We start from the raw sequence: 17,728 nt of genomic DNA, 5'->3' as shown, positions 1-17,728 counted from the left end.
TGCCCGTCATGTGCGAAGGCGCTGGCCGCTTCTTAGCCTCCAGGGGAGGGTAGCGGGCGTCGCTGCCTTGTCACCACCTCGCATCCCGCGTGTGCGACCGTCTCGCTTCCTGTCAACCCGCCATCCGGCCGGGGCGTTCTTCCGAGCATTGCGCGCACCGCGGTCTTGAAGAGTTCATTTTTGCCACCCATCTTGTGGCGCCCGCAGGTACAAGCGTACCCTGCCTTTTCTGCGGCTTTGAGGTGAGGACCTGGGATGAGCGAACCGGACGGAAGCGAGCAGGTTGTCAAAAAGCACGATTTCGTTCTGGCTCGAATTGGCGCAATCGCCGCGCTTGCCGGCGCGACTTTCGCGCTCACCGGTTGCGGGCAGCCGACCTCGCAGGCAGCGGCCCCTCCGCCAGCGGCTGTGACGGTTGCCCAGCCGGTCAAGCGCACCGTCACCGATTGGGACGAGTTCACTGGCCGCTTCGAAGCGATGGAGGAGGTGCAGGTGCGCCCGCGCGTCGGCGGCTTCGTCAATTCGGTCGAATTCCAGGACGGCGCCATCGTGCGCAAAGGCGACCTGCTCTATGTCATCGACCCCCGCCCGTTCGAGGCGGTGGCCACGCAGGCGGAGGGACAACTGTCGGATGCCCGCGCCAAGGTGGAGCTTGCCAAGCGCGAACTCGATCGCGGCCTCAGCCTGGTGCAGACCAGCGCGGTCTCCGAGCAGGTCGTCGATCAGCGCCGTCAGGCCTTGCAGGCCGCGCACGCCGCCGAGGTGCAGGCCGAAGGCGCGCTTAAGGCCGCCAAGCTCAACATCGAATTCACGCACGTGACGGCGCCGTTGACGGGCCGCGTCAGCCGCCATCTCGTCAGCCCCGGCAATCTCGTGCAGGGCAGCGACAACGGAACTTCGACACTGCTGACCTCGATCGTCACGCTCGACCCGATCTATGTCTATTTCGACATGGATGAGGCGACCTTCATGAAATACAGCAAGCTGTGGTTCGAAGGCCGTCGCCCGAGCTCACGCGATACGGCGAACCCGGTGCAGGTGACCCTCGCCGGCGAGACCAAGCCGTCGCGCGAAGGCACCATCAACTTCCTCGACAACCGCCTCGACGTCTCCACCGGCACGCTCCGCAGCCGCGCAGTCGTCAAGAACACCGATCTGTCGATCCTGCCCGGCCAGTTCGGCCGCGTCCGTCTGATCGGCAGCGCGCCCTACGAGGCGCTGCTGATTCCGGATGCTGCTGTCGCGACCGATCAGTCCCGCAAGATCGTGTTCGTGGTCAAACCCGACGACACTGTCGAGGCGCGTCCCGTCGTGCTCGGGCCGCTGGACGACGGCCTGCGCGTGATCCGCGAAGGATTGAAGGCGGAGGACCGCGTCATCGTCAACGGCATTCAGCGTGCCCGTGTCGGCGCCAAGGTCGCCCCGCAGACTGCACAAGCCCCGGCCGGTGGCAAGCCATGAATCTTGGTCGTCTTTCCATCAACCAGCCCATCCTCGCGATGGTGCTGTCGATCGTGCTCTTGATCGTCGGCGCCCTGGCCTACACCACGCTGCCGGTCTCCGAATATCCGCAAGTGGTTCCGCCGACCGTGGTCGTCACCACGCAATATCCCGGCGCGTCCGCGCAGACCGTGTCCGACACGGTGGCCGCACCGATTGAACAGGAGATCAACGGCGTCGAGGACATGCTGTATCTGTACAGCCAGGCGACCTCGAACGGCCAGCTCACCATCACCGTCACCTTCAAACTCGGCACCGACCTCGACAAGGCCCAGGTGCTGGTGCAGAACCGCGTCGCGATCGCGCAGCCGCGCCTGCCGGAGGAAGTCCAGCGCAACGGCGTCACCACGCGAAAGAACTCGCCCGACATCCTGATGGTCGTGTTCATGCTGTCGCCGGACGATACGTTCGACCAGCTCTATATCTCGAACTACGCCTTGCTCCAGGTCCGCGACCAGCTGCTGCGCCTCGACGGCGTCGGCGACATCCAGATCTTTGGCGCACGCGATTATTCGATGCGGCTATGGCTCGATCCTGACCGCATCGCCAATCTGGGCCTGACGTCGGCCGAGGTGCTGGCGGCGATCCGCGCCCAGAACGTGCAGATCGCCGGTGGCCAGATCGCCGAGCCGCCGATCGCCGACCGCGCCTTCCAGCCGAACCTCACCTTCACGGGCCGCCTGAAGGACCAGAAGCAGTTCGAGGACATCCTAATCAAGGCCGGCTCCGACGGCCGGGTCGTTCGTCTGCGCGACGTCGCGCGTATCGAGCTCGGTGCGCTCGCGTACTCCACAAACAGCTTCCTGCTGCGCAAATCGGCGGTTGCCATGCTGGTGACGCAGCGGCCGGGATCGAACGCCCTGGCCACGGCAAAGAACATCACCGACACCATGACGAGGCTGAAGGAGAGCTTCCCGAAAGGCCTCGACTACAATATCGGCTACAACCCGACCGAGTTCATCGCACAGTCCGTCCACGAGCTGATCAAGACCATCTACGAGGCCATGCTGCTCGTGGTCGTCGTGGTGCTGGTGTTCCTGCAGGGATGGCGACCTGCGATCATTCCGATCATCGCGATCCCGGTGTCGCTGGTCGGCACCTTCGCGGTGATGGCGGCGCTGGGCTTCTCCATCAACAATCTCACTCTGTTCGGCCTCGTCCTTGCCGTCGGCATCGTGGTCGACGACGCCATCGTCGTGGTCGAGAACGTCGAGCGGCATCTCGAGCGCGGCATGAGCCGGCGCGACGCCGCGCTCAAGACCATGGAGGAGGTCGGCAGCGCGCTGGTCTCGATCGCGCTGGTGCTGTGCGCGGTGTTCGTTCCCACCGCCTTCCTGGGCGGCATTTCCGGGCAGTTCTTCCAGCAATTCGCTGTCACCATCGCGGTTGCGACTGCGATCTCCTGCTTCTGCTCGCTGACATTGTCGCCGGCTCTGGCTTCGCAGATCCTCACCCCGCACGAGGAGAAGCGGCCGCCGGCAAGCTGGAATGTCATCGCGCGCGGTTGGAATGCCTTCACCGGGGTCTTCAACCGCGTGTTCGACCGGCTGGCGCACGGCTATGCGGGTCTTGCCGATTTCGTGATCCGGCATTCGGTGGTCATGCTCCTGATCTATGTCGTGCTGATCGGCAGCGCCGGTTGGCTGATCGTGACCACGCCACAAGGCTTCATCCCGGCGCAGGATCGCGGCTACGTCATCGTCTCCGTGCAATTGCCGGGTGCGGCCTCGCTGGCGCGCACCACCGAGGTCGTGCGCGAGATCGAGCGGATCGCGCTGGATACGCCGGGCATCGTGCGCGTCGCCGCCTTCGCCGGCTTCTCCGGCGCGACGCGCACGCAGGCCGGTAACGCGGCGGCGCTTTTCCCGGTGTTCGACGAGCCGGAGGCGCGAATCAAGAAGGGATTGTCCGCGAACGCCATCACGGTCGAGCTGCGCAAGCGCCTGTCTGCGATCCAGGGCGCCTTCATCATCGTGATTCCGCCGCCGGCCGTGCCCGGCATCGGCACCGGCGGCGGCTTCACCATCCGCATCCAGGACCGCCAGGGCCGCGGGCCCGAAATGCTCGCTGCGGCCACCGACGAGCTTGTCGCCGCGGCGCGCAAATCGCCCTCGCTGCTCGGCCCCTCGGTGTTCTCGCCGTTCAGCGCCAACACGCCGCAGCTCTTCGTCGACATCGACCGCACCAAGGCGCAGAAGCTCGGCGTGCCCATCTCGAACATCAACGACACGATCCAGAGCTATTTCGGGTCGACCTATGTCAACGACTTCAACTTGTTCGGCCGCACCTATCACGTCACCGCTCAGGCCGACTTCCCATTCCGGAAAGAACCCAGCGATCTCGCGCGCCTGCGCACGCGCAACGCCTCCGGCGACATGGTGATGCTCGGCAGCGTGGTCGAGTTCAAGGATGTCTCCGGTCCCGACCGCGTGGCGCGCTACAATCTCTATGCGGCGTCCGAGTTGCAGGGTGAGCCGGCACCGGGGACCAGCTCGACCACCGCGCTCGACACCATCAAGAAGCTGGCGGATGACACCTTGCCGAGCGGCTTCACCTTCGAATGGACGGACCTGTCCTATCAACAGGTCACCGGCGGCAATGCCGGCCTCTACGTGTTCCCGATCTGCGTGCTGTTCGTCTATCTCGTGCTCGCCGCGCAATATGGCAGCTGGACCCTGCCGTTCGCGGTGATCCTGATCGTGCCGATGTGCCTGCTCGCCGCCACCATCGGCGTGCGCATCATGGGCCAGGACGTCAACATCCTCACCCAGATCGGCTTCGTCGTGCTGGTAGGGCTAGCCGCGAAGAACGCGATCCTGATCGTCGAATTCGCGCGAGACATCGAGAACGAAGGCAGGTCGCGGCTGGAGGCCGTGATCGAGGCCTGCCGCCTACGCCTGCGGCCGATCCTGATGACGTCCTTCGCCTTCATCCTCGGCGTGCTGCCCTTGGTGATCTCGAGCGGCTCCGGCTCGGAGATGCGACAGGCGGTCGGCGTCGCCGTCTTTTTCGGCATGATCGGCGTTACCCTGTTCGGCCTGTTGTTCACGCCGATCTTCTACGTGGTCGTGCGGAACCTGGCGGAGGGACGGAACGAGGGGAAGAAGCCGGAACTGGCGGCGTCTTAGTGTCGGTAGCGGCCACTCGCGTCCCCTCATTCACGGTGTCATCCCCGCGAACGCGGGCAGCCATAACCACTGGAAGTAGTTTCGCGCGACATGGTCACTCCGAGACTTCGTCAAACGACTTCCTGTGGCTATGGGTCCCGGATCTTCGCTTCGCTCGTCCGGGACGACACCGATTGCTTGCGCACACCTCCATACTAACGACCAACATGAAATGGATGGGCACGCGCGGGGTTCTTCCCTAATATCCGCGCGATTTCAAAACAGAAACTGCTGGGAGATAATAGATGAAATCAGTACTTTTGGCCGCCGTCGCAACCTCTGCCCTGGTGCTGGCGGTTCCCGCCTCCGCCCAAGGCGTCAAGATCGGTATCCTCAACGACCAGTCCGGCGTCTACGCCGATTACGGCGGCAAATGGTCGGTCGAGGCCGCCAAGATGGCGATCGAGGATTTCGGTGGCGAGGTGCTCGGCCAGAAGATCGAGCTCGTCACCGCCGACCACCAGAACAAGCCGGATCTCGCCGCCTCGATCGCGCGGCGCTGGTACGACGTCGAGAACGTCGACATGATCACGGAGCTGACGACCTCCTCGGTCGCGCTCGCGATCCACGAGCTGTCCAAGGAAAAGAAGAAGATCGACATCGTCGTCGGCGCCGCGACCTCGCGGCTGACAGGCGATGCCTGCCAGCCCTACGGCTTCCACTGGGCCTACGACACCCGCGCGCTCGGCGTCGGCACCGGCGGTGCGCTGACCAAGGCTGGCGGCGACACCTGGTTCTTCCTCACCGCGGACTACGCCTTCGGCTATGCGCTGGAAAAGGACACCAGCGAGATCGTCACCGCCAACGGCGGCAAGGTGGCCGGCTCGGTGCGCGTGCCGCTCAACTCCTCGGACTTCTCCTCCTTCCTGCTGCAGGCGCAGAGCTCCAAGGCGAAGATCGTCGGCCTCGCCAATGCCGGCCTCGACACCACCAACTCGATCAAGCAGGCGTCCGAGTTCGGCATCGTCGCCGGTGGCCAGAAGCTCGCGGGCCTGCTGATGACCCTGGCCGAAGTGCACGGCCTCGGCCTGCAGGCCGCGCAAGGCCTGGTGCTGACCGAGGGCTATTACTGGGACGTCAACGACAAGTCGCGCAATCTCGGCGAACGCTTCCTCAAGCGCACCGGCCGGATGCCGAACATGATCCAGGCCGGTACCTACTCGGCGACGCTGAGCTATCTCAAGGCGGTCAAGGCCGCCGGCACCAAGGATCCGGATGCCGTCGCCAAGAAGCTGAAGGAGCTGCCGGTCGACGACGACTTCGCGCAAGGCGGCAAGGTGCTCGAGAACGGCCGCATGGTCCACGACATGTATCTGTTCGAGGTCAAGAAGCCTTCGGAGTCGAAGAAGCCCTGGGACTATTACAAGCTGCTCGCCACCGTCCCCGGCGACAAGGCCTTCTTCACCGCCAAGGAGAGCGGCTGCCCGCTGACGAAGTAGGGCTCTCTCGTGCCCCGGACGCATCGCAGCGCGCAGCGGTGCGATGCAGAGCCGGGGCCCATCTCTCCGAACAGCGTGCCGCCTGCTGGGTCCCGGTTCAGCGGCGCAGCGTTGCACGCTGCATCGCGCCCGGGACGCGAGAATGCGTGTTGCGTGGCCTCACACCAGCCGCAACACCACCGCACCCAGCGCCCCCACCCACAGCGCTATGGCGGCGATACCCTGGATCATGAAACCCAGGCCGCGCTTCGCTGCGGCTTTGGAATAGCCGATGAAATAGACGATGCGGCCGATGATCCAGACCGCGCCGAGCCCGGCGGCGACCGCGTCGCTGATATAGATCGCGAACAGCCACAGCGCCGGCAGGACGATCGGCATCCATTCCAGCATGTTCATCTGGATGCGGAAGGCGCGTTCGAAATCCGGATGGCCGGACGTCGCGGGCACCTTGACGCCGGTCTTGGTGCGCAAGCGCGAGACGTTGATGCTGGTGAAGAAATAAAATGCGATCGCCAGCAGCGTGACGAGGGCGGTAAGGTGATACATTGCGGATCCCTTTGGAGAGGTCGCGCTTCAATACCCGGTCAGCTCGAGATAGCCAACGCCATCATGCGTCCCGGCAAAGCCGATCGGTCCCTCCCAATAGGAGAAGCCCGTTCCCATCCAGGCTCTCGGATTGAGTGGCTTGCAAAGAACCGATAACGAGCGCGACGGGATCGCGATCTGCCATTCCACCGGCAGCTTGCGTCCCGCAACCTCCGTCGTCGCTTTCGGGATCATCTGGATGTCGCCACCCGCAATCATCCGCGTCTCGCCGGCAGCGCTGATCCAATTGCCGAACGGATAATCCCTGCCGTCCCTTTGCCGCAACCGGTACAGCATCAGCTTGTCGCCGGACGACAGATGCAGTGACAGCCAGTCCCAACCGGTCTGGTCAGCGTCGAGCGGCTGGCTGCTCCATTCGCGGTCCATCCAGGCCTGCCCTGAAACATCGATCGGCTTGTCGTCGATGGTGAGCGTGCCGCGGGCGCGGTAGAACGGCTGGCTATAATAATAAGACGCTTGCCCACGCTCCGACTTGCGGCTGTAGCCGCCATCTCCTTGCAGCACCACGGCGCGATCGGCCTCCAGCGTCAGTGCGTAGCTGAAATCGGTGCTGGCTGCCTTCAGCGTCAGCGGCGCCAAAGTGCGATCGTCGGCGCGCTCGAGACCCTTCATCTCCCAATCGTCGATCCAGGCCGCAAACGGCGTTGCGGTGACGCCGGCCTGCCCGATGCCACCGCGTGAAAAGGCCTCGTTGAAGCGGTGGGTGTCGGCGCGCGTCACGGCGGCATGAGCCATCCACACCTGCTGATTGGCCCAGCCCTCGCCCTGGGGGCCCGGCTGCGCCGCCTGGCGGAACAGCGTCCATTGCAGCCCGCAGGCCGCACCGCTGCCATCGACGAGATTTGCCGTGAGATACCACCACTCGATACGAAACTCCGGATGCGGTCCGTGATCGGTCGGAAAGGCGAACAGCTTTCCCGGCGTGACCCTCGCAAAGCCATCCGCCGTCTCACCGAGTCCGGCATAGCCTTGCGCACCGGCGCGGCGTGCGAGCGTCAGTGCAGCGATGCCGCCGGCGAAGGCGCGGCGCGATAGTAGATCAGCGCTCATTGGCGAACACCTTGACGAGACTTGCCGGCTGCATCCGCGCCAGCCGTGCCACCGGCAGGAGAGCCGCAAGCAGCGACGCAAACAGCGCCACCGCGACCAGCTCCACCAGTTGCAGCGGGAATACATGAAACGGCAGCCGCCAGCCGAATGCCTTCACGTTCACGATCGCAATCAGGCACCACGCCACCAGCAGCCCGAGCGGCACGGCCAGCAGCGCCGTGAACAGCGCCACCGACAGCGTCTTGGTCAATTCGATCGCGGCAAGGCGCGGTCGCGTGATGCCGATCGCCCACAGCGGTGCGAGTTGCGGCAGACGGGAGTTCGCCAGCGTCAACAGGCTGGTGAACAGCGCGATTCCGGCGACGCCGAGCGTGAACGCATTCAGCGCCGACGTCACCGCAAAGGTGCGGTTGAAGATGCGGATCGATTCGGCTTTCACCGTCGCCTGATCCGCCACGCTGCGGTCGCCGAGCGCAAACTGTTCTTGCAGGGCCGCGATCAGGCCGGAGATGTTCTCCCTGGCGACGATCAGACCCATCCGCGTCTGCGGCGTCTTTGGAAACTGCCGCATCAGCGCTGCGACGTTTACGGCGAGCTGCCCCTTGGGATTGCCGTAATCCGCATAGACGCCGACGATGTCGAGCTCCCAGCTCCCGCCTGGCGCCGGCACCTCGACGACGTCGCCGATCCCGACGTTGAGGCGGCGGCTCAATTGCTCGCTGATGAAGGCGGCATTGCCGGGCACGAGCCGCGTCCAGGCGCGCGGGGAGGCGTCCAGCAGCGGCCAGCGCTCCCGATAGAGCGTGTGGTCGGGCAGGCCGAGCAGCTCCACGGGCTGCCCTTCAACCTGCGCCTCGGCGCGGCCACCCGACAGGATCGCCTGTACGTCGCTGCGCTCGCGCAGCCAGTTTCGAATGGCGAGGGCTTGCGTATTGTCGGAGGCGCTGATGTAGACGTCGGCTGCGAGCCGTCCGTTCAGCCAGCCGATGAAGGTGCGGCTGAACGTCTCCACCATGGTGGACACGCCGACATTGACGGCGAGGGCGAGCAGCAGCGCCATCAGCGCCAGTGAAAGTCCGGAGAGCTGCTGCCGGCTGTCCGCCCAGAACCACAGCGCAAGTGGTTTTCGCGCGCTACGTTGGCCCGCGAGCAGGAGGATCTCGAGCAACGCCGGCAGGATCAGGGCCGCACCGAGCATCAGCGCCGCCAGCAGTCCAAAGCCTGCGATCAGCGATTCGCCGTAGCGAAGCAACAGAAGTGCGACCGCGAACACGGCGCAGGCGCCCAGGCTCTGCAGCATGAGCCAGCGGCGCTGCCGCTGCTGCCAGGCGTGCGGCTGCGCCGTTGCCAGCACCGGCATCCTGATCGCCTTGATCAGGCTGGTCGCCGCCGCAACGAGCGCGCCCGCGACGCTGATGCCGATGCCGGCGAGCCACCATTCGGGCCGCAAGGAGAGCTGCCCTGGAATCTGTGCGCCATAAAGCCCGCGCAGTGACGCTGCGACGTCGGGCAGGAGCGCAGCGGCGATGAAATAGCCGCAAGAGAGCCCGATCAGCCCGGCGACGAGGGCCAGCGCCACGAGTTCGACCACCAGCACCGTATTGACGAGCCGTGCCGAGGCGCCGCAGGCGCGCAGCGTCCGCAGCACCGGCAGCCGCTGCTCGAAGGCGAGGCCGACGGCCGAATTGACGATGAAGAGACCGACGAAGAACGACAACAGTCCGAACGCCGTGAGGTTGAGATGGAAGCTGTCGGTGAGGCGCTCCAGCTCGGTCTCCGCGGTCGGCTCGATCAGCTGCAGCTGATCGCCGACGACGCTTGTCAGCGGCGCAGGCTTGCTCTTCGGCTTGCCGAGCAGAAGCCGCGATACCTGATCCGGCTTGTTCAGCAGGCGCTGTGCCACGCCGATATCGACCACGAGCACGTCGGGCACGAGCTGCGGCAGCACGCGCAGCGGCGGCAATGTTGCGCCGTCGCTGGTCGGAGGCACTGCGCCTTCCGTTTGCTGGATATCGTTCAGCGTTTCCCGCGCCACCAATGTCTGACCCGGTGGTGCAACAAAACTGCTCAAATCCGCAGCACCAAGTCGCGGTGCGTTGCCGATTTCGATCGGCAGCGTCACCGGCTCGATCCCGAGCAGGCGCAGCGAACGTCCGTTGATCTGGACCCGGCCCTCCAGCGCCGGCGACACCGGCCAGCCGGCGCGGCGGAGTTTTACGTACAATTCCTGGGGAAAGGTCGCGCTGGCAGGCGCTACCAGCATTGCCGTGCGGGCGCCGCCGAACGTCGCCGCGGCGCGGTCATAGGCGGTGCGGGCCTGCTGGTTGATGGCCTGCACGCCGCTCCACAGCGCGGTTGCCGCGATCAGCCCGACCAGCAGCGTCGCGAACTGCATCTTGTGACGCCGCCAATGGCTGAGCAGCACGGCAAGGACCCACAGCGCGCGCCTCATGCGATCCGCCCCGCATGCAGGGTCACATGGCGGTCGAGCGTCGCTGCCAGATGCAGGCTATGCGTCACCATCAGGAAACCGCAGCCGGTGCGCGCGACGAGATCGCGCGTCAGCGCCAGCACGTTCTCGGCTGTCGCTTCGTCCAGATTGCCGGTGGGCTCGTCGGCCAGCAGCAGCGACGGCTTCGTCGCCAGGGCGCGGCCGATCGCGACGCGCTGTTGTTGCCCGCCTGATAATTGCTCTGGATAGCGTTTGAGCAGGCTGCCGAGCCCGAGCCGCTCGGTCAGTTCCTTGGACCAGGCTGCATCATGTCGGCCGGCGATCCGCGCTTGAAAAGCCAGATTGTCCGCGACCGACAGGCTCGGGATCAGGTTGAATTGTTGAAAAACCAGGCCGATCCGGTCACGCCGCAAGCTGGCGCGCCCCGCATCGGACAGCTCTGTGATCTCGATATCCGCCAGCCGGATCGTGCCGCTATCGGCGGCATCGAGCCCTGCGATCAGATGCAGCAGCGTGCTCTTGCCGCTGCCGGATTCGCCGGTCAGCGCGATGCGTTCGCCCTCGCTGAGGTCGAGATCGACGCCGCGTAGCACATGGACCGGTTCGCCGGCCGAGGAGAAGGACTTGGACAGGTTTCGGATGCTCAGCACGATGAACGACGCCGGACTGAATTAGCGGAATTGCTGCGTAGCACACCTGCCGGGGAAATGCTGGTTGCGTTGGTCTTGAAGCCGTTGTTAGCTTCCAAGACGGCCAAATCAGAAAAGTGCCAAAAAGACCGAAGGACAAGACGGGGAGATCCATGAGCGCTCAGGGAACGCCAGAAGAAGCGGCGGGCAAATCGGCGACGGTGTCAAACGCGACGCCAAAGGGCGCCTGGACCATCACCTTTCTCCTCTTCCTCTTCATGCTCGTGAACTTCGCCGACAAGATCGTGGTGGGTCTTGCCGGTGTGCCGATCATGACCGAGATGAAGCTCACCCCGGAGCAGTTCGGCCTGCTTGGTTCCTCGTTCTTTTTCCTGTTCTCGATCGCCGCCATCGTGGTCGGCTTCATCGTCAACAAGGTGCCGACGCGCTGGGTGCTGCTGGCGCTCGCGGTGATCTGGGCGCTGGCACAGTTTCCGATGGTCGGTACCGTCTCCTTCACGACACTCCTGATCTGCCGCATCGTGCTGGGCGCCGGCGAAGGCCCGGCGTTCTCCGTTGCCGCGCACGCCATCTACAAATGGTTCCCCGACGAGAAGCGCACGCTGCCGACCGCGATCCTGTCGCAGGGCTCGGCTTTCGGCGTCATCCTCGCGGTGCCGGCGTTGAATTGGATCATCGTCAACCATTCCTGGCACTATGCCTTCGGTGCGCTCGGCGTCGTCGGTCTGATCTGGGTCGCGGCCTGGCTCGCGCTCGGCAAGGAAGGTCCGCTGGAAGACACGCCGGCCCTCGCGGCGACCGAGCAGAAGATCCCTTACTTGCAGCTTCTCACGTCTCGCACCTTCATCGGCTGCGTCGCGGCGACCTTCGGTGCTTATTGGGCGCTGTCGCTCGGCCTGACCTGGTTCACGCCCTTCATCGTCAAGGGGCTCGGATTCTCGCAGAGCCAGGCCGGCTTCGTCTCGATCCTGCCCTGGGTGTTCGGCGCCACCATCGTCATTCTCACGGGATGGATCTCGCAGGTGATGATGGTGCGCGGCTACAACACCCGCGCGGCTCGCGGCATTCTCGGCTCGGTGCCGCTGGTGATCGGTGGGTTGATCCTGGCGATGATGCCGCATGCTAACGGTGCGGGCCTCCAGATCGCGCTGCTCGTGGTCGGCTCGGGCTTGTGCGGGGCGATCTACGTCGTCTGCCCGCCCATGCTCGGCGAGTTCACGCCGAGCTCGCAGCGCGGCGCCATCCTCGCAATCTATGGTGCGCTCTACACGCTGGCCGGCATCATCGCGCCGGCCGTGATGGGGGCGATGATCCAGCGTGCCGGCAGCACGATCGACGGCTACATGACCGGCTTCACCATCAATGCCGCGATCATGGTCGGCTCCGGCCTGCTCGGCTTGCTGCTGCTGTGGCCGAACACGGAAAAGGCCAGGCTGACACGCGGTGCGGCGGCGCAGACGGCTGCGCTGAAGGGCGCGGTGTCGCCGACGTGAGGACTGCTCGCCGCCTCGAAACAGGAAGATGTTAGGCGAAGACTCGGAGCGACCAGTCTCGCGCTACGACTCCTCCCTATGATCATGGGTCCGCGCCCCCGTGCGCAATTGCGCACTCGGCGGGACGGCAGATGAGTTTGTAGCGAGACCGACCGCCTAATTCGCAGAAGATTCCCGCTTCCGTTCCGTGAACGGCGACAGCACCACGGTGGCGACCATGAAGATCACGGACGCGCCGAACACCCAGTGCGGCGCGTTCTGGTCCATGATCCAGCCGAACAGCAGCGGTGAGACGATGCCGCCGAGATTGAAGCCGGTAGAGACGATGCCGAAGGCCCGGCCGGCTGCGCCCGCGGGCGCGGCGTTGCGCACCAGCATGTCGCGCGAGGGTGCAATCACGCCGGAGAGGAAGCCTGCGAGCGTCATCGCGGCAGTCAGCGCCCAACCCGGCAGCGTCACGAGCGCGATCAACAGCACGATTCCCGCGTTCGCGGCAAAGCAGGCCGCGGCGACATAACCGTGGCGTTCGGTGTGATCGGCGAGGAAGCCGCCTGCCAGCACGCCGGCCGCGCTGGCGCCGAGGAATGCGGTCAGCATGACGTTGGCTGCCGAGTAGGACGTCCCATAGCCGCTCATCAGCGCGACGACGCCGAAATTGTTGATGCCCGCGACCGACAGGCTGAGCAGCATGAACAGCGCCGTCAGCACGATCAGCGCCGGGGTGATGACGGCCTGCTTCGGCGCGTTCTCCGCGCCCGGCTTCTTCTTGCTGGCCCCGGCGTCGGGAATGTTCATGACGAGCAGCAGCAGCGCCACCAGAATGCCGATCGCACCGGATGCGATCAGCGCGCCGACGCCGCCGGACAAGGTGACGAGCGCGGCCACGATCGCCGGCGCCACTGCTCCGCCGAGAAAACCGGCAAAGGTGTGGATCGAGAACGCGCGGCCCATCCGCGCCTCGTCCATGTGCTCGGCCAGGATCGCGTAATCGGCGGGATGATAGACGCTGTTGGCGAGGCCCAGCAGCACGGCGCAGGCGATCAGCGAGGCGTAGCTGAGGTGCAGGCCGAGCAGGATCAGCGCGAAGCCGCCGAGCGTGAGCCCCGCCAGCAGAATCTTGCGCGCGCCGAAATGGTCGACGAGATAGCCGGTCGGCGCCTGGGTCAGTCCCGACACCACCGCGAACACGGTGAGCGCGAAGCCGAGCTCGATATAGCCGACGCCGAGCTGGCCCTTGAGGAACGGGAACAGCATTGGCAGCACCAGCAGATGGAAATGGCTGACCCAATGCGCGACCGAGATTCCCGTCAGCGTGCGCAGCGCGCTGTCCGCCTTGCCTTGCTGCGGTGCGGCGAGAACGTCGACCATTGCAGTTCCGTTTTCACTCCCTGAAGCGGCGGAAACTATCGGGGAGAGCGGTTATTTGTCCATGAACGCAGGCGCATGGCAGGTAGCGCGGGTAGGGACTGCGGTCTCGTCCCAGCTGCCGTCCCTGCCTGTTGCGCAATTGCGCCCTGGGCAGGACGACGACAGCGGAGTTCGGGGTTCACCCTCTCACAACGGCTCGTCATCCGGGCCGTAGCGGTCGCGCTTGGGCGTTGAGATGTCGCCATCTTCGTAATCATCGTCGTCGTCGCGAGGCGGAGACGGCTTCTTCGCCTTGTCGTCCGTCGCCTGATTTTCGGCGATTTTGGGCGCCGCGCCCGGCTTGCCTATCTTGGCCATGGGACTCCCGGATGGTGATGCTCATCCGTCCTAGCCTGAATATATGGGCCCTTCCTGATCTATCTCAAGAACGGCGACGAGGCCGTCAATGCACCAGCGGCCCGCCTGCCTTCTTCCAGGCGTCGATGCCGCCGGCGATGTGCGCCGTGTTGGAGAGGCCGGCGTCCTTGGCGGCGGTCACCGCCATCGCCGAGCGCTCCCCGAAGGCGCAGAAGAACACGACGCGGCGGCCGGTGGCCGCGGCGACCTCGCGCAACATGCCGCCGGGCTTGAGGCTCTCCTCGACTGACGGATAGGGCGTATGCAGCGCGCCTTCGAGCATGCCGTGCTTGAGGCGCTCGCTGCTCTCGCGCAGATCGACCAGCAGGATGTCGGGCCGGCCGAGGCTGCGGATCGCCTCCGCCGCGCTGAGCGCGCGGCCCTCTTTCTCCAGCTCCTCCTGATGCAGGCCGACATGCATATTGGCGGGCACCGCGACGTCCATCATCTTGGGATTGGGCAGCTTCAGGTTCGCCATCAGCTCGATATATTCGTCGACCGAGCGCACCTGAAGCCGCGGATTGTAGCGCCTCTCCTCGCCGATGGTGGAGACGGTGTCGCCCTTGTAGTCGTGGGCCGGGAATACCATCGTCTCGTCCGGCAACTTCAGCAGCCGATTGAAGATCGAATCATATTGTGCGCGCGAAGAGCCGTTCTGGAAATCGGTCCGGCCGGTGCCACGGATCAGCAACGTGTCGCCGGTGAAGACGCGATCGCCCATCAGATAGGAATAGGAATCATCGGTGTGGCCGGGCGTGTACATCACGTCGAGCGACAGGCCCTCGATCGTCACCTTGTCGCCGTCGGCGACCCGCATTGCCACCACGTCGGCCTTGGTCTGATCGCCCATCACGGTCATGCAATGGGTGCGGTCGCGCAGCTCACCGAGGCCGGTGACATGGTCGGCATGCAGATGGGTGTCGACCGCCTTGACCAGCTTGAGGTCGAGCTCGCGCAGCAATTGGCAGTAGCGGTCGACCTTCTCCAGCACCGGATCGAGAATGAGCGCCTCGCCGCCGGGGCGGCTGGCAAGAACGTAACTATAGGTGCCCGAAACGCTGTCGAAGAGCTGGCGGAAGATCATGGCAGGAAGTCCGGCAGTGGAACTGATTTCGAGGATTCTACTACGAAAGCGGTCTTGAAGAGAAGCAATTCACTACGTCGGCGGCAAGGTTTGGAAGATTTTTATTGCGGTGCGTGCGGGAGGTCGTTGGCCGCATGCCGTCGTCCCCACGCCGCCATCGCCCGCGAAAGCGGCGATCCAGTATTCCAGAGGCGGCGGTGGGATACGGAGGGAACTCGGCGTACTGGATTCCCCGCGTTCGCGGGGAATGACACCGAGTGTGTCCCGGCGGCGTGACACGTCGCCCGACCCCTAGGGCCGCACCAGCGTGTACCCATTCTCGCTGAGGAACAGGATCTGCCCGACGCCCACCTGCACCTGTGTTGCGGCCTGGATGAACTCCGGCCGCTTGCCCGTCTCGCGCTCGACCGCATCCACCGTGTTGAGGCAGATGTCGAAACGCACACCTTGCGCGATCAGGCTTTCGACCTGCTTGCGACGTTCGTTGCCAGACAGCAGCAAGTCGATGCCGGGACCGAACGCCACCACTTCGATCGCGATCTTGTCCGGATCATAAGCCTTTAGAAGATTGTTGGCGACGCTCAGCACCAGCGCCTGCTTCCTGGCATCGCCGTCGGAGAGCTGGAGGACGACCTTGTGCTCGGCGAACGGCTTGTCCTGGAGCGGCACCTGTTGCGCCGCGGCCGGCAGGATCGCGGCGAAGGCGAGCAGCGCCAGCATGATCCCGGATAAGATCCGCGCCCGCCTCATCCTTGCCCCGCGATGCCCGGATTGCCCTCGACGCCCTTCAGCGTGACGCCGGCGCCGAGCCGCTCCTGAAACATCCGGCCCGAGCGCAGATATTTGCCGACGACGTCCCACACCGGCGCGCCTTGCTGGCTGTTGATCGAAGCCCAGCCTGCGACCTTGTAGCGGTGGCCGGCGCCGAGCGACTTGCCGCTGTTGAGCTTCAGCTCCGAAACGCGGCTGCCGATCGCGGCGGTCGGCGTGCAGGTGTAGCTGAGCCCGCCGGCGCGCACCATGTCGCCGCCCTGCTGGTAATAGGGATCGGGGTTGAAGAGATTGTCGCAGATGTCTTCCAGCACGTCCTTGATCTGGGCTCCCGTCATCTCCTGCACATAGGTCTCGGGATAGCTGATGGCGGTCTCCGCGAGCAGGTCCTCCATGGTCAGGGCCTGGCCCGACAGCGCGGAGACGCCCCAGCGGAATCCCGGTGACAACGCGATCTCGGTATCGAGCTCGCTGCGGAGCGCAGTGCAGATCAGCTCGTCGATCGGTCCGGAGAAATTGCCGCGCCGATACAGCAGGCGGTCGGGCGTTGCGATCTTCGCCGACCAGTCGGTCACATGCGGCTCGCGCAGCCGGCCGATCAACTCGGCCATTCCAGGGTCGGGCTTCAGCAGCTCGGAATAGACCGGCAGCAGATGATAACGGACGTCGCCGACCTTGCCCCTGTCGATCGCGAGATCGAGCACGGCAAGGAATTTTCCGTTGGAGCCGGCATTGGTGACCAGCGTGGTCCCGCCGGCGTTCTTCACCGGAATCGGCTGCGGCACGGCGTCGTGGGTATGGCCGCCGAGAATGACGTCGATGCCGGTGACGCGGCTTGCGAGCTTGAGATCGACATCCATGCCGTTATGCGACAGCAGGATGACCGCATCGACCTTGTCGGTGCCGCGCAAGGCATCGACATGCTTCTGCAGTTCCTCCTCGCGGATGCCGAAGGTCCAGTCCGGCGTGAACCGCTTGGGATGCGCGATCGGCACGTACGGAAAGGCCTGGCCGATGATCGCGACCCGATGCCCGCCGATCTCCTTGATCAGCGAAGGCCTGAACACGCGCCCCGTGGCCTTGTCGAATGCGGGGGCATCGTTGAATGCGGCTTCCTCGGTCAGGAAAACGTTCTGCGCCAGGAACTCGCCCTTGAAGTGCTCGATATTGTCGCGCAGCACCTGCTCGCCATAGGTGAATTCCCAATGCCCGGTCATCGCTTCGATGCCCAGCAAATTGGCGACCTCGACCATGTCGCGGCCGCGCATGACATTGGCAAGCCCGGTGCCCTGCCAGGCATCGCCGCCGTCGAGGAGCATCGAACGTTTCTCGCCGACATCGCCGCGTAAGCGGTCGACCAGCGTCTTCAGATGCGCAAACCCACCGAGCTTGCCGAAGCGGCCTGCCGACTTTTCGAACTCGACGCAGGTGAAGGCATAGGCATCGGCGCTGTCGGAACGGATGCCGAAACGTTCGAGGAAGGCGCGGCCGACCAGATGCGGCGGCCGTCCGGCCATCTCGCCGATGCCGATGTTGATGCTGGGCTCGCGGAAATAGACCGGGTTGAGCTGCGCATGTGTGTCGGTGATGTGCAGGATTCGCGCGTTGCCGAACCGCTCGAGTTCGTAAATGCTCGCGGTGTCAGTGCCCCGCGCAAGCTGCGGCAGGCTGAGCGTGGCAGCGGCAAGGCCTGCAGACTTCAGGAAATCGCGGCGGCGGATCGCCATTCCAAATTCTCCGCGCCCTCTCATG

Annotated in this window: 13 protein-coding genes; 4 read left to right on the top strand and 9 right to left on the bottom strand. The window is 65.0% G+C overall.

All coding sequences use genetic code 11. The features are described from left to right. Positions 1 to 255 precede the first annotated feature (255 nt). The 3 genes from RX330_RS34950 (at position 256) to RX330_RS34940 (ending at position 6,106) form a co-directional block, all read left to right on the top strand. Positions 256 to 1,461 (top strand): efflux RND transporter periplasmic adaptor subunit, encoded by a 1,206-nt coding sequence (locus tag RX330_RS34950; RefSeq protein ID WP_317241534.1) that lies wholly within the window; start codon positions 256 to 258, stop codon positions 1,459 to 1,461. Then, positions 1,458 to 4,628, top strand: a complete 3,171-nt coding sequence (locus RX330_RS34945; RefSeq protein WP_317241533.1) for an efflux RND transporter permease subunit — start codon at positions 1,458 to 1,460, stop codon at positions 4,626 to 4,628. Before RX330_RS34950 ends, RX330_RS34945 begins: the two co-directional genes overlap by 4 nt. 284 nt (positions 4,629 to 4,912) lie before the next feature. Then, positions 4,913 to 6,106, top strand: coding sequence for an ABC transporter substrate-binding protein (locus RX330_RS34940; protein WP_317241532.1), 1,194 nt, complete (start codon positions 4,913 to 4,915; stop codon positions 6,104 to 6,106). Between the two features lie 159 nt (positions 6,107 to 6,265). Here the strand turns inward: RX330_RS34940 and RX330_RS34935 are convergent, their stop codons facing one another. Genes RX330_RS34935 through RX330_RS34920 form a run of 4 tightly spaced genes read right to left on the bottom strand, consistent with a single transcriptional unit; the run spans position 6,266 to position 10,864 of the window. Continuing rightward, positions 6,266 to 6,652 (bottom strand): MAPEG family protein, encoded by a 387-nt coding sequence (locus RX330_RS34935; protein WP_317241531.1) that lies wholly within the window; start codon positions 6,650 to 6,652, stop codon positions 6,266 to 6,268. A 27-nt stretch (positions 6,653 to 6,679) separates the two neighbouring features. Next, positions 6,680 to 7,762: a lipocalin-like domain-containing protein gene (locus RX330_RS34930; protein ID WP_317241530.1), complete on the bottom strand. Its 1,083-nt coding sequence runs from the start codon at positions 7,760 to 7,762 to the stop codon at positions 6,680 to 6,682. After that, positions 7,752 to 10,214 carry an ABC transporter permease gene (locus RX330_RS34925; RefSeq protein ID WP_317241529.1) on the bottom strand — a complete coding sequence of 821 codons (2,463 nt, stop codon included), beginning with the start codon at positions 10,212 to 10,214 and terminating at the stop codon, positions 7,752 to 7,754. Before RX330_RS34925 ends, RX330_RS34930 begins: the two co-directional genes overlap by 11 nt. Next, the gene (locus tag RX330_RS34920; RefSeq protein ID WP_317241528.1) at positions 10,211 to 10,864 is read right to left on the bottom strand and encodes an ABC transporter ATP-binding protein; all 654 of its coding nucleotides are present in this window, start codon (positions 10,862 to 10,864) and stop codon (positions 10,211 to 10,213) included. The genes RX330_RS34925 and RX330_RS34920 overlap by 4 nt, the downstream gene beginning before the upstream one ends. A gap of 152 nt (positions 10,865 to 11,016) precedes the next feature. Here RX330_RS34920 and RX330_RS34915 point away from each other — a divergent pair, with 152 nt between their 5' ends. Further along, on the top strand, positions 11,017 to 12,357 hold the full coding sequence (locus tag RX330_RS34915; RefSeq protein WP_317241527.1) for an MFS transporter: 1,341 nt from the start codon (positions 11,017 to 11,019) through the stop codon (positions 12,355 to 12,357). 156 nt (positions 12,358 to 12,513) lie between these two features. Here the strand turns inward: RX330_RS34915 and RX330_RS34910 are convergent, their stop codons facing one another. The 5 genes from RX330_RS34910 to soxB all read right to left on the bottom strand — a co-directional run bounded on the left by RX330_RS34910 (position 12,514) and on the right by soxB (position 17,703). After that, the gene (locus RX330_RS34910; protein WP_317241526.1) at positions 12,514 to 13,725 is read right to left on the bottom strand and encodes an MFS transporter; all 1,212 of its coding nucleotides are present in this window, start codon (positions 13,723 to 13,725) and stop codon (positions 12,514 to 12,516) included. Positions 13,726 to 13,911: 186 nt separating this feature from the next. After that, positions 13,912 to 14,082: a hypothetical protein gene (locus RX330_RS34905; RefSeq protein ID WP_317241525.1), complete on the bottom strand. Its 171-nt coding sequence runs from the start codon at positions 14,080 to 14,082 to the stop codon at positions 13,912 to 13,914. Between the two features lie 85 nt (positions 14,083 to 14,167). Continuing rightward, positions 14,168 to 15,205, bottom strand: a complete 1,038-nt coding sequence (locus tag RX330_RS34900; RefSeq protein ID WP_317241524.1) for an MBL fold metallo-hydrolase — start codon at positions 15,203 to 15,205, stop codon at positions 14,168 to 14,170. A gap of 291 nt (positions 15,206 to 15,496) precedes the next feature. Continuing rightward, positions 15,497 to 15,955, bottom strand: a complete 459-nt coding sequence (locus RX330_RS34895) for a hypothetical protein (RefSeq protein ID WP_317241523.1) — start codon at positions 15,953 to 15,955, stop codon at positions 15,497 to 15,499. Continuing rightward, the gene (gene soxB / locus RX330_RS34890; RefSeq protein ID WP_317241522.1) at positions 15,952 to 17,703 is read right to left on the bottom strand and encodes a thiosulfohydrolase SoxB; all 1,752 of its coding nucleotides are present in this window, start codon (positions 17,701 to 17,703) and stop codon (positions 15,952 to 15,954) included. The genes RX330_RS34895 and soxB overlap by 4 nt, the downstream gene beginning before the upstream one ends. Positions 17,704 to 17,728: the final 25 nt, after the last annotated feature.

Origin of the sequence: Bradyrhizobium sp. NDS-1, assembly GCF_032918005.1 — a bacterium.
GTDB classification, from domain to species: domain Bacteria; phylum Pseudomonadota; class Alphaproteobacteria; order Rhizobiales; family Xanthobacteraceae; genus Bradyrhizobium; species Bradyrhizobium tunisiense.
The sequence above is the reverse complement of the archived record's forward strand: the minus strand, read 5'-3'. Positions and strand labels throughout refer to the sequence as shown.

Bases quoted from the DNA above. Each gene is read 5' to 3' on its own strand.
- RX330_RS34910 (WP_317241526.1), bottom strand. From the start codon at position 13,725: ATGGTCGACGTTCTCGCCGCACCGCAGCAAGGCAAGGCGGACAGCGCG.
- RX330_RS34940 (WP_317241532.1), top strand. From the start codon at position 4,913: ATGAAATCAGTACTTTTGGCCGCCGTCGCAACCTCTGCCCTGGTGCTG.
- RX330_RS34900 (WP_317241524.1), bottom strand. From the start codon at position 15,205: ATGATCTTCCGCCAGCTCTTCGACAGCGTTTCGGGCACCTATAGTTAC.
- RX330_RS34950 (WP_317241534.1), top strand. From the start codon at position 256: ATGAGCGAACCGGACGGAAGCGAGCAGGTTGTCAAAAAGCACGATTTC.
- RX330_RS34945 (WP_317241533.1), top strand. From the start codon at position 1,458: ATGAATCTTGGTCGTCTTTCCATCAACCAGCCCATCCTCGCGATGGTG.
- RX330_RS34935 (WP_317241531.1), bottom strand. From the start codon at position 6,652: ATGTATCACCTTACCGCCCTCGTCACGCTGCTGGCGATCGCATTTTAT.
- RX330_RS34905 (WP_317241525.1), bottom strand. From the start codon at position 14,082: ATGGCCAAGATAGGCAAGCCGGGCGCGGCGCCCAAAATCGCCGAAAAT.
- soxB (WP_317241522.1), bottom strand. From the start codon at position 17,703: ATGGCGATCCGCCGCCGCGATTTCCTGAAGTCTGCAGGCCTTGCCGCT.
- RX330_RS34915 (WP_317241527.1), top strand. From the start codon at position 11,017: ATGAGCGCTCAGGGAACGCCAGAAGAAGCGGCGGGCAAATCGGCGACG.
- RX330_RS34925 (WP_317241529.1), bottom strand. From the start codon at position 10,214: ATGAGGCGCGCGCTGTGGGTCCTTGCCGTGCTGCTCAGCCATTGGCGG.
- RX330_RS34930 (WP_317241530.1), bottom strand. From the start codon at position 7,762: ATGAGCGCTGATCTACTATCGCGCCGCGCCTTCGCCGGCGGCATCGCT.
- RX330_RS34895 (WP_317241523.1), bottom strand. From the start codon at position 15,955: ATGAGGCGGGCGCGGATCTTATCCGGGATCATGCTGGCGCTGCTCGCC.